Origin of the sequence: Variovorax sp. CAN15 (assembly GCF_030462475.1) — a bacterium.
Classification (GTDB): domain Bacteria; phylum Pseudomonadota; class Gammaproteobacteria; order Burkholderiales; family Burkholderiaceae_C; genus Variovorax.
This window is the reverse complement of the sequence record NZ_JASMRZ010000120.1, coordinates 1-11077: the sequence shown is the minus strand read 5'-3', so window position 1 is coordinate 11077 and position 11077 is coordinate 1. Positions and strand designations below refer to the sequence as shown.

Here is an 11077-nt window from a genome sequence, read left to right as displayed (position 1 = left end):
GCTGGTGGCCGCTTTCGTGACGGTGCTCTGGCACAAGGAGCCCGTGCCGGATGCGCGGCTCGACGGTGAAGCGCGCGTGGGCGAAGCGACTGTACCGGCGCCGGCACAGGCACAGGCACAGGCACAGGCACAGGCACAGGCACAGGCACAGGCACAGGCACAGGCACCTACAAGGTGTTCGGCACCAAGATCTTCATCACCTACGGCGAGCACGACATGGCGGAGAACATCGTGCACCTGGTGCTGGCCCGCGTGACGGGCGCGCCCGAAGGCGTGAAGGGCATCAGCCTGTTCGTGGTGCCCAAGTTCCTCGTGAACAAGGACGGCTCGCTCGGGGAGCGCAACGACGTGCATTGCGTGAGCATCGAGCACAAGATGGGCATCAAGGCCTCGCCCACCGCCGTGCTGCAGTACGGCGACCATGGCGGTGCAATCGGCTACCTGGTGGGTCAGGAGAACCGTGGCCTCGAGTACATGTTCATCATGATGAACTCGGCCCGCTATGCCGTGGGCATGCAGGGCATCGCGATCGCCGAGCGTGCCTACCAGCACGCGGTGGCCTATGCCAAGGAGCGCGTGCAGAGCCGCCCGGTGGACGGCTCCATCAACGCCAGCGCGCCCATCATTCACCACCCCGACGTCAAGCGCATGCTGATGACGATGCGCGCCTACACCGAAGGTTGCCGCGCGATGTCCAGCGTGGCCGCTGCCGCCTACGACGCCGCGCACCATCATCCCGACGCGGATGCGCGCAAGCAGAACCAGGCTTTCTACGAATTCATGGTGCCGCTGGTGAAGGGCTACAGCACCGAGATGAGCCTGGAAGTGGCCTCGCTGGGCGTGCAAGTGCACGGCGGCATGGGCTTCATCGAGGAGACCGGCGCGGCGCAGTACTACCGCGACGCCAAGATCCTGACGATCTACGAAGGCACCACCGCCATCCAGGCCAACGACCTCGTGGGCCGCAAGACCGCACGCGACGGCGGCCAGACCGCCAAGGCCATCGCCGCGCAGATCGAGAAGACCGAGGCCGAACTCGCCAAGAGCGACAGCACCGCCGCGGCAGCGGTGCTCAAGCGCCTGAAGGCTGCACGCCTCGCGTTCGTCGACGTGGTCGACTTCGTGGCGGGCCAGACCAAGGCATCGCCCAACGCGGTGTTCTCGGGCAGCGTGCCCTACCTGATGCTCGCGGGCAACCTCGTGGCCGGCTGGCAGCTCGCGCGCTCGCTGATCATTGCGCAGGACCTCGCCTCGCGCAGCTTCGACACCGACTTCATGCTGGCCAAGATCGCCACCGCGCGCTTCTATGCCGAGCACATCCTGAACAAGGTGCCGGGCATTCGCGACAGCATCGTCGAAGGTGCCGAGAGCGTGACGGCGCTGGCGCTCGACGCGTTCTGACGCGCGGCCGCTGTCGCCCATCTGACGGGCTGCAGCGGCCCCTCTCTCTTATAAAACCGAACCCATTTCCGGAGACGACATGTCCAAGCTGCCCCCCGTACTCGCGAACCTGCCGCTGCCGATCATCGGCTCGCCGCTGTTCATCATCAGCAACCCCAAGCTCGTGATTGCGCAATGCAAGGCGGGCGTGGTCGGCTCGATGCCGGCGCTCAACGCGCGCCCCGCGGCGCAACTGGAAGACTGGCTCGCCGAGATCACCGAGGAGCTGGCGGCCTACAACAAGGCCAACCCCGACAAACCCGCCGCACCGTTCGCCATCAACCAGATCGTGCACAAGAGCAATGACCGGCTCGAGCACGACATGGAGATGGTCGTGAAGTACAAGGTGCCGATCGTCATCACCTCGCTGGGCGCGCGCACCGACGTGAACGACGCGGTGCACAGCTACGGCGGCGTGACGCTGCACGACATCATCAACAACAAGTTCGCGCAGAAGGCGATCGAGAAGGGCGCCGACGGCATCATCGCCGTGGCGGCCGGCGCGGGCGGCCACGCGGGCGTGAAGAGCCCGTTCGCGCTGGTGCAGGAAATCCGCCAGTGGTTCGACGGCCCGATCGCGCTGTCGGGCTCCATCGCCACCGGCGGCGCGGTGCTGGCGGCGCAGGCCATGGGCGCCGACTTCGCCTACATCGGCACCGCCTTCATCGCCACAGAGGAGGCGCGCGCGAGCGACGAGTACAAGCAGGCCATCGTCGACGGCACTTCCGACGACATCGTCTATTCGAGCCTCTTCACCGGCGTGCATGGCAACTACCTTGCGCCCAGCATCGTGAAGGCCGGCATGGACCCGGCCAACCTGCCCGAAGGCGACGTGAAGACAATGAACTTCGGCGGCGGCGAAGGCAGCAAGGCCAAGGCCTGGAAAGACATCTGGGGCTCGGGCCAGGGCATCGGCGCGGTGACCGAAGTGGCCACCGCTGGCGCCTTCATCGAGAAGCTCAAGCGCGAATACCAGGAGGCAAGGCAGCGGCTCGCGCTTTGACTGCCTTTGCCAACGGCGCCGCGCCTGTTGCCGGCGCGCCGCCGTCTGCATCCGTGGGGCGCATGCCGCTGCTCGATGCGGCGAAGGGCGTTGCCTGCGCTGTGATCGTCGGGCATCACCTGTCGCGCTACGGCCCGATGCCGGCGGGCGCATATGCGCTCGCGCCCGATTTCTTCGCCTGGCTGGCCGACGAGGGGCGACTGGCGGTGCAGGTGTTTCTGGTGATCGCGGGCTTTCTGGCGGCTGCCAGCCTTGCGCCCGATGGCACGCTGCGCGTGGAACGACCGGTGGCGCGCATCCTGCAGCGCTATGGACGCCTGGTCATGCCGTACCTCGCCGCGCTCACGGTGTGCGTGCTGGTCGCGGCGGTAGCGCGGCCGTGGCTCGATGAAGAGGTGGTGCCCGCGTCGCCGACCCTCGGGCAATTGATTGCCCACGGTTTGCTGCTGCAGGATTTGCTGGGCTACGAGTCGCTTTCCACGGGCGTCTGGTACGTGGCCATCGACTTCCAGTTGTTCGCGCTGGCATTGTTTCTGGTGGGGCTGCCTTCGATGCTGCGGCGCGCCGGCGGCTCCGCGCCGCATGGATTGCGGGCGCGCTGGCTGCCCATGGCGCTGGTGTCCGGCCTGGCGGTGGCGTCGCTTGCGCTCTTCAATCGCAATGCGGGGCTGGACGGCACGGCCTTCTATTTCTTCGGCACGTACGGTCTGGGCATGCTGGTGTTCTGGATCGGGCGCGCGACGCGATTCAGCACGTGGCAGAGCGCGATCGCGCTGATTGCGCTGGTGGGTGCAGGCGCGTTGGCCATCGACTGGCGCAGCCGCATCGCCACGGCGCTGCTCACGGCGCTGCTGATCGCCATCGCACAGCGGCGGAACTGGTTGTCGCCAAAGCATTGGCCCACGATGGCCCGGCCGCTGGTGCGGCTGGGGCGGATGTCGTATTCGCTCTTTCTCATCCACTTTCCGGTACTGCTCGCCATGAACGCGGCGGTGGCCAATGCGAGGCCGCATGGCTCGTGGTTCGATGCATGCGGCCTCGTGGTGACCTTCGGTCTTTCCGTGTCCGCCGCGGCATTGCTCTACCGTTGGGTGGAAACACGGCCGGCCTCCTGGCGCGCGGTGTTCACGCTGTTCGCCGCGCTGCTGGTCAGCGGAATAGCCGTTTCTCATTAAAGACGGGTGCGCCGGCGCAGGCGCACCGTCCGAATCCTTCCGAATCGGTTGCGTTCCCGCGCGGGAGCGTGCAGTCTGCGGACTCGTCGATCGCGTCCGTCTCCGGTATGATTGTGGAAAGTTCAGTAAATACTGAAAATTCACGAAAACAAGGAATGACCAAGCACCCGCCATCCCGATCGCCGCTGCTGGCCTTCGCGTCGCCTGACGTCGGCGGGGTTGTGCAGGGCGCGGGCGCGCTGTTCTGGCTGCCGCAAGCGGCATTGGTGGCGATTGCGGTTCAAGGACTGGCTTCAGGCCAGGGCTTTGCTGCGGTGATCTGGCCTGCCGTCGCGATCCTGCTGCTCGGTCTGACGAGAGCGGCTTGCGAGGCGTGGGGCGCCCGCCGGACTTTCATCCGCGCACGGGCACAGCTCACCGCGCTGCGCGCGCAAACCTCCGCGGCGCTGGCCGGCGGCTCTCCGCTGGACCGCAGCCGGTCGCATTCCGGACTGGCCGCCAGCGTGCTCGCCGAACAAGCCGAAGCACTGGTGCCGTATCTCGTGCGCTACCAGCCCGCGCGTTGGCGCGCGACGGTAGTGCCGATCTTCATCCTGTGCACGGTGGCTGCCTTTTCATGGGTGGCCGCGCTGGTCCTGCTGGTCGCAGCGCCGCTCATTCCAATCTTCATGGCCATCGTCGGCTGGCGCGCCAGGGCAGCGAGCGAGGCGCAGATGGTGGAACTCGGCGGCATGAACGCATTCCTGCTCGACCGGCTTCGTGGGCTGGCAACGCTGCGCTCGCTTGGTGCGGTTGAGCTCACCGCGCGGCGCCTGGACGACGCAGCGCAATCGCTGCGCAGTCGGACGATGGCGGTGCTGCGCATCGCATTCCTTTCCTCTGCCGTGCTCGAGCTTTTCTCTGCGCTGGGCGTGGCGATGGTGGCTGCCTACGTCGGCTTCCACTTGCTCGGCTCCCTCGGCTTCGGCACCTGGGGACGCACGCTGAGCCTGGGCGAGGGCCTGTTCGTGCTGCTGCTGGCGCCTGCGTTCTTCGAGCCTTTGCGCGAGCTGTCGATGGTCTGGCACGACCGTGCCGCGGGCGAGGCCGCGCTGGAGGCGCTGGACCGCCTGCAGCGCAACGATCTGCCGCTGCCCGGCGCGAACGCCGTGCTGACGAGCGCTCCGGCGAATGCTCACTCCGGCGCTCCGGCAGTCACCGTCCACAACCTGCATTTCTCCTGGCCGGGCGAGCGGCAGGAGGTGTTCGATGGCTATGAGCTCCGGATCGCTCCCGCAGAACACGTCGCGCTGACGGGCCCCAGCGGCAGCGGCAAGACCGCATTGCTGTCACTGATCGCTGGCCTGGTACCCGCGACGCGGGGGGAGATATGCATCGGCGGCGTGTCGCTTGCCGGCCGCACAGTGGCCGCGCTGCGCCAGCGCATGGGCTGGATGGGGCAGGCGCCGCACGTCTTCGCCGGTTCGGTCGAAGCCAACGTGGCGTTGGGGCGCCCGGATGCCGGCACCCGGGGCGTGGCCGACGCCATGCGCTTCGCATCGCTCGAAACCGTGGCGCAGGCGCATCCGGCCACCTCGCTGGGCGAGGGCGGTCAGGGGCTGTCCGGCGGAGAGGCCGTGCGCCTCGCCCTCGCTCGCATCGCCATCCAGCCGCATGCCGACCTGCTGCTGGTCGACGAGCCCACCGCGCACCTCGATACCGAAACCGCCGAACGGGTGATCGATGCACTGCTGACGCTGGCACGCGGCAAGACCCTCATCGTCGCAACGCACGATCCGGCGCTGGCCGCACGCATGGACCGCACTGTGAATCTCGGCAGTCCAGAAGCGATGGAGGAGGCGGCATGAGCAATCCGTCCCGCATCAGCACGAACTGGCGCGACCTGCGCCTGATCCTGCGTCCCTTCCTCGCCACGCAGTCACGCTGGTTGCTCCTGGGCTGCCTGCTCGCGGCGATCACGGTGCTCGCGGGAATGGCACTGCTGGGCCTCTCCGGCTGGTTCATCACCGCGACCGCGCTGGCCGGCCTGCACGCCGCCACGGCCTTCACTTTCGACGTGTTCATGCCGTCCGCCGGCATTCGCCTGCTCGCGCTCGGCCGCACGGTGTCGCGCTACTGCGAGCGGTTGGTGACACACGATGCCACCTTCGCCGTGCTGGCCGAACTGCGCGTCCGGCTTTTCCGTGGCTGGGCCCGCGCCGACGCGGCGCGCCTGCTGCTGATGCGCCCGGCGCGCCTGCTGTTCCGACTGACCGCCGACATCGACGCGCTCGAATCGCTCTATCTGCGCCTGCTCGTGCCGGCCGCCGCGGCACTGGGTGCGGCGCTGCTGGCCGGCATGGTGTTCGGCTTCATGGACGTGGCGATGGGCCTTGCGCTGGCGCTCTGGCTTGTGGCCGTCGGCTGGGGCATTGCGTTTGTCGTCGCGAGGCGCGCACGCCAGCCGGCCGTGCGGCGTGCGCATGCCATCGAGACGCTGCGCGCGCGCGCCGTCGATCTGGTGGCAGGGCAGACCGACCTGGTGATGGCCGGCCGCGTCGGCGCGCAGCGCGCGGCTTTGATGGCTGCCGATGCGCAACTCGCCAAGGCCGACCTCGCGCTGAACAAGCTCGAAGCAGCCGCTGGTTTCGCCTACGGCAGCGCAGGCACCCTGACCCTCGTCGGCGTGCTGCTGGCCGTCGGCCTGCTGGTGAACGAGGGCGTCATCGGCGCACCTGCAGCAACGCTGGTTCTGCTCGTGGCGCTCACCGCGACGGAGCCTTTCGCCGCCTTGCGCCGTGGTGCGCTCGATGCGGGCCGTACCTGGCTGGCAGTGCGCCGCCTGGCACCCCGCATGATTTCTTCCACCGATGAGCCCACCGCGATGACCGAGGACGCCGACTCCGAACTCGCGCTGCAGTTGGAGCAAGTCACCGTAGCCCATGACGGCAGCCGCACGCCGGTCCTGCCCGAAACCTCATTGATCCTGCATGCAGGCGAACGCGTCGCTCTGATCGGCGCCAGCGGCGCCGGCAAGTCCACGCTCCTCGCCGCCATCGCGGGCGAGATCGCTCCGCGCTCCGGCAGCGTTCTCGCGCAGCCCGCATGCCTCTTGACCCAGCGCACCGAACTCTTCCAGGACAGCCTGCGCGACAACCTCCGCCTCGCCGCGCCCGAAGCCACCGACGAACAACTGCACGCCGTGCTGCAAGCCGCGGGACTGGAAGACGAGGTGCGCGCCCTGAGCACCGGCCTCGACACCCGGCTCGGCGAAGGCGGCCTCGGTCTCTCGGGCGGCCAGTCGCGCCGCCTCGCGCTGGCCCGCCTGCTGTTGCGCGACGTGCCCCTCTGGCTGCTCGACGAACCTACCGAGGCGCTCGACGCCGCGACCGCACACGACGTGCTGCAGTGCGTTGCCCGGCACGCAGGAGGCCGGACCCTGCTGATCGCCACCCATCTGCGCCGCGAAGCCGCGCTTGCCGACCGCCTCGTGTGCATGGACCAGGGCCGCATCGCCGCCGACCTGCTTCGCGGCAGCGAGGCCTTCGACGCCGCGCTGCGCAGCCTGCGCTCCGACTGAATCCGGAAACGAAAAACAGGGAACACAAAGGAAGACCCCCATGGACCTCGACATCGTCGCGCTATCGCGCCTGCAGTTCGCCGTCACGGCGCTGTACCACTTCCTGTTCGTGCCGCTGACGCTCGGACTCTCGATCATCATCGCCATCATGGAGACGGTCTACGTGATGACCGGCCGCGTGATCTGGCGCGACATGACCAAATTCTGGGGTGTGCTCTTCGGCATCAACTTCGCGATGGGCGTCGCCACCGGCATCGTGATGGAGTTCCAGTTCGGCATGAACTGGAGCTACTACAGCCACTACGTCGGCGACATCTTCGGCGCGCCGCTGGCCATCGAGGGGCTGATGGCCTTCTTCATGGAGGCCACCTTCGTCGGGCTGTTCTTCTTCGGCTGGGACAAGCTCTCCAAGGTGGGCCACCTGATCTCCACCTGGGCGGTGGCCATCGGCTCCAACTTCTCGGCGCTGTGGATTCTCATCGCCAATGGCTGGATGCAGAACCCCGTGGGCGCGGCCTTCAACCCGCAGACCATGCGCATGGAAGTGACCGACTTCGCGGCCGTGCTGACCAACCCGGTGGCGCAGGCGAAGTTCGTGCACACCGTGTCGGCGGGGTATGTATGCGCGGCCGTGTTCGTGCTCGGCGTGTCGGCCTGGTATGTGCTCAAGGGCCGTCACCTCGAACTCGCCAAGCGTTCGATGACGGTCGCGGCCTCGTTCGGCCTGGCCGCCGCGCTGTCGGTGGCGGTGCTCGGCGACGAGAGCGGCTATCTCTCCGGCGAGCACCAGAAGATGAAGCTTGCCGCCATCGAGGCCATGTGGGAGACGCAGCCCGCGCCCGCTGCCTTCACCGTGGTCGGCTTCCCCGACCAGGAGGCGCGCGAGACGCACTACGCCATCCACATTCCTGGCGTGATGGGCCTGATCGGCACGCGCTCGCTCGACACCGTGATGCCCGGCATCGACGAACTCGTGAAGCGCGCCGAGGTCCGCATCCGCGAAGGCTTGAAGGCCTACGACGCGCTGCAGAAGATCCGCGAGGCTGGCGGCCCCGACAAGGTGACGCAGGGCGTGCGCGGCGACTTCGAGGACAACGGCATCAACATGGGCTACGCGCTGCTGCTCAAGCGCTATGTGGACGACCCTCGCCAGGCCACCGACGAGCAGATCGCCAAGGCCGCGTGGGACACGGTGCCCCAGGTGGCGCCGCTCTTCTGGCTGTTCCGCGTGATGGTGGGCATCGGCGTTGTGCTGATCGCGCTGACCGCGACCTTCTTCGTGCTCTCGGCGCGCCGCAGGCTCGACAGCCACCGCTGGCTGCTGAAGCTCGCCGTGTTCGCGATCCCGCTGCCGTGGATCGCCATCGAGTCGGGCTGGCTGGTGGCCGAGTTCGGCCGCCAGCCGTGGGTGATCGAAGGCGTGCTGCCGACCGCGGTGGCGGTGTCGAACCTCGGCGTGAAGACGCTGCTGCTGACGCTCGCGGGCTTCATCGCGATCTACACGACGCTGCTGGTCATCGAGATGAAGCTGATGCTCAAGGCCATCCGCAAGGGGCCGCAGGCCGAGCATGCGCCCGACGAGGGCGACACGCTCTCGCACATCCCGCCGGCCCACGCGGGTGCGGCCATTCCTTCGCCTTCCACCGGGAGCGCAGCATGATCCTCCACACACTCCTCGACTACGACACCCTGCGCTTCATCTGGTGGCTGCTGATCGGCGTGCTGCTGGTGGGCTTCGCCGTCACCGACGGCTTCGACCTGGGCAGCGGGATGCTGCTGCCATTCGCGGCGCGCAACGACATCGAGCGCCGCGTCGTCATCAACAGCGTGGGACCGGTGTGGGAGGGCAACCAGGTCTGGCTGATCCTGGGCGGCGGCGCGATCTTCGCGGCGTGGCCGCAGCTGTACGCCGTGTCGTTCTCGGGCTTCTACCTGGCGATGTTCGTGATCCTCACGGCGCTGATCCTGCGGCCCGTGGCCTTCAAGTTCCGCAGCAAGCGCGAGTCGCCGCAATGGCGCGCGCGCTGGGACTGGGTGCTGTTCTTCAGCGGCTTCGTGCCCGCGCTGATCTGCGGCGTGGCCGTGGGCAACGTGCTGCAGGGCGTGCCGTTCCGCTTCGACGGCGACATGCACATCTTCTACGACGGCGGCTTCTTCGGGTTGCTGAACCCCTTCGCCATCCTGTGCGGACTGGTGTCGGTGGCGATGCTGGTGATGCACGGAGCTGCGTGGCTGCTGCTGAAGACCGGCGGGCCGGTGGCCGAGCGTGCGCGCACCTATGGCACGGTCGCCGCTGTGCTGACCATCGCGATGTATGCGCTGGCCGGCGTGCTGCTGGCGACGAGCGTCGGCGGCTACCGTATCAGCAGCGTGATCGACACCGTCGGGCCGTCGAACCCGATGCTCAAGACGGTCGAGCTGCATGCCGGCGCGTGGACCGCCAACTATGCGGCGCACCCGTGGACGCTGGCTGCACCGGTGCTGGGCTTCGTCGGGGCGCTGGGCGCGCTGCTCGGGCTGGTGTTGCGGCGGCCGGTGCTCGCGCTGCTGGCGGCGGCGCTGGGCATTGCCGGCATCATCCTGAGCGTCGGGGCATCGATGTTCCCGTTCATCCTGCCGTCGTCCATCGACCCGCGCGCCAGCCTCACGGTGTGGGACTCGTCCTCGAGCCACCTCACGCTGTTCATCATGCTGGTGGTCACGGCCATCTTCATCCCGCTGGTCGTGGCCTACACGAGTTGGGTCTACCGCGTGCTGTGGGGCAAGGTCGACGAACAGGCGATCCGCGACGAGAGCGGCCACGCCTACTGAAAAATCAAAGGAGGAATCAAAGATGTGGTACTTCGCCTGGATCCTCGGCCTGCCGCTGGCGGCCGCCTTCGCCGTGCTCAACGCCATGTGGTACGAACTCATGGACGACGAGGCGGTGCGCAAGGCCAAGCTCGGAACGCCGGAGCCGTCCTCGGGGCAGGAGCGGCTCTAGATGGAAAAAAGAGAGGAGGGCCGGCCTACTCGGCGGCTTTCTTCTTCGACGCTCCGCCGCCCGTGATGCGGTCCTTGAGCGTCAGCACCTTCGTCACGGTCGCGCCCATCCCCATGAGCTTCATGGCGGTTTCGGGTGCGAGCCGCTGCACGTCGTCGAACCATTTCATCAGCCGGTCGATCAGGTCGTGCATCTCGCGCATGCGCTCCTGCGCGTGGCGCTCGGCGTCGCTTCGGGGCGATTCGAGCAGGGCGTTGCGCAGCATCGAGAGCGTGGGTTCGATCTCGCGGCGGCGGCGCTCCTCGGCCAGCACGCGGAAGATTTCCCACACGTCGGAAGGCGCCTCGAAGTACTCGCGCCTGTCGCCGGGGTGGTGCCGCAGGTGTACCAGCCGCCAGGCCTGGAGTTCTTTCAGGCCCATGCTGACGTTGGAGCGCGAGAACTCCAGCATTTCGGCGATCTCGTCGGCGTTGAGCGCGCGTTCGGAAAGAAAGATCAGCGCGTAGATCTGCCCGACGGTGCGGTTGATGCCCCACTTGCTGCCCATCTCGCCGAAATGGGCGACGAACTGGCGGTTGAGGGGCGGGAGATCGKAAGAGTTGGCCATGCGCCGGATTGTCGCGCGGATGGCTGTAGTTCCGGAAAGTCCTGAAAACTCAATCGGGCTGCAGGCGCCGCCGGTACGAGCCGGGCGCGCCGCCGGTCCACGTCTTGAAGGCCCGCTGGAAGGCCGCGCTGTCGGCAAAGCCCAGTTCCTCGGCCAGCGCCGCGAGCGGCACGGTGCTGGTGTTGAGCCGCACGATGGCGAGGTCGCGCCGCAGCTGGTCCTTCAGCGCCTGGAACGAAGTGCCCTCGGTCGCCAGGTGCCGCTGCAGCGTGCTGACCGACATGTGCAGCACGTCGGCCGTGGTCGCGAG

At 67.8% G+C, this 11077-nt stretch carries 9 protein-coding genes and 1 pseudogene; 8 read left to right on the top strand and 2 right to left on the bottom strand.

Annotated features, from left to right (window positions below):
* Positions 1–162 precede the first annotated feature (162 nt).
* From QMO14_RS31570 to cydX, 8 genes and pseudogenes are all read left to right on the top strand, one after another.
* Positions 163–1401 (top strand): annotated as a pseudogene (locus QMO14_RS31570) (acyl-CoA dehydrogenase); the annotation flags it as partial.
* A gap of 79 nt (positions 1402–1480) precedes the next feature.
* Positions 1481–2443 (top strand): nitronate monooxygenase family protein, encoded by a 963-nt coding sequence (locus QMO14_RS31565; protein ID WP_125951916.1) that lies wholly within the window; start codon positions 1481–1483, stop codon positions 2441–2443.
* A 62-nt stretch (positions 2444–2505) separates the two neighbouring features.
* Entirely contained in the window at positions 2506–3618 is a 1113-nt protein-coding gene (locus QMO14_RS31560) for an acyltransferase (RefSeq protein WP_301512012.1), read from the top strand.
* 155 nt (positions 3619–3773) lie between these two features.
* On the top strand, positions 3774–5465 hold the full coding sequence (gene cydD / locus QMO14_RS31555) for a thiol reductant ABC exporter subunit CydD (RefSeq protein WP_301512011.1): 1692 nt from the start codon (positions 3774–3776) through the stop codon (positions 5463–5465).
* Positions 5462–7177 carry a thiol reductant ABC exporter subunit CydC gene (gene cydC, locus QMO14_RS31550; RefSeq protein ID WP_301512010.1) on the top strand — a complete coding sequence of 572 codons (1716 nt, stop codon included), beginning with the start codon at positions 5462–5464 and terminating at the stop codon, positions 7175–7177. The genes cydD and cydC overlap by 4 nt, the downstream gene beginning before the upstream one ends.
* A 40-nt stretch (positions 7178–7217) precedes the next feature.
* Entirely contained in the window at positions 7218–8837 is a 1620-nt protein-coding gene (locus tag QMO14_RS31545) for a cytochrome ubiquinol oxidase subunit I (RefSeq protein ID WP_301512009.1), read from the top strand.
* Positions 8834–9988: a cytochrome d ubiquinol oxidase subunit II gene (gene cydB / locus QMO14_RS31540; protein ID WP_301512008.1), complete on the top strand. Its 1155-nt coding sequence runs from the start codon at positions 8834–8836 to the stop codon at positions 9986–9988. The genes QMO14_RS31545 and cydB overlap by 4 nt, the downstream gene beginning before the upstream one ends.
* A gap of 22 nt (positions 9989–10010) precedes the next feature.
* Entirely contained in the window at positions 10011–10160 is a 150-nt protein-coding gene (gene cydX / locus QMO14_RS31535; RefSeq protein ID WP_093201312.1) for a cytochrome bd-I oxidase subunit CydX, read from the top strand.
* Between the two features lie 25 nt (positions 10161–10185).
* Here the strand turns inward: cydX and QMO14_RS31530 are convergent, their stop codons facing one another.
* Positions 10186–10767, bottom strand: a complete 582-nt coding sequence (locus tag QMO14_RS31530) for a GbsR/MarR family transcriptional regulator (RefSeq protein ID WP_301512007.1) — start codon at positions 10765–10767, stop codon at positions 10186–10188.
* Between the two features lie 49 nt (positions 10768–10816).
* On the bottom strand, positions 10817–11077 hold a 261-nt coding region (locus tag QMO14_RS31525; RefSeq protein WP_301512006.1), incomplete at its 5' end, for an AraC family transcriptional regulator.

What these genes read in the sequence shown, in the direction of transcription:
- QMO14_RS31565 (WP_125951916.1), top strand. Translation starts at nt 1,481, where the DNA reads ATGTCCAAGCTGCCCCCCGTACTCGCGAACCTGCCGCTGCCGATCATC.
- QMO14_RS31560 (WP_301512012.1), top strand. Translation starts at nt 2,506, where the DNA reads ATGCCGCTGCTCGATGCGGCGAAGGGCGTTGCCTGCGCTGTGATCGTC.
- cydD (WP_301512011.1), top strand. Translation starts at nt 3,774, where the DNA reads ATGACCAAGCACCCGCCATCCCGATCGCCGCTGCTGGCCTTCGCGTCG.
- cydC (WP_301512010.1), top strand. Translation starts at nt 5,462, where the DNA reads ATGAGCAATCCGTCCCGCATCAGCACGAACTGGCGCGACCTGCGCCTG.
- QMO14_RS31545 (WP_301512009.1), top strand. Translation starts at nt 7,218, where the DNA reads ATGGACCTCGACATCGTCGCGCTATCGCGCCTGCAGTTCGCCGTCACG.
- cydB (WP_301512008.1), top strand. Translation starts at nt 8,834, where the DNA reads ATGATCCTCCACACACTCCTCGACTACGACACCCTGCGCTTCATCTGG.
- cydX (WP_093201312.1), top strand. Translation starts at nt 10,011, where the DNA reads ATGTGGTACTTCGCCTGGATCCTCGGCCTGCCGCTGGCGGCCGCCTTC.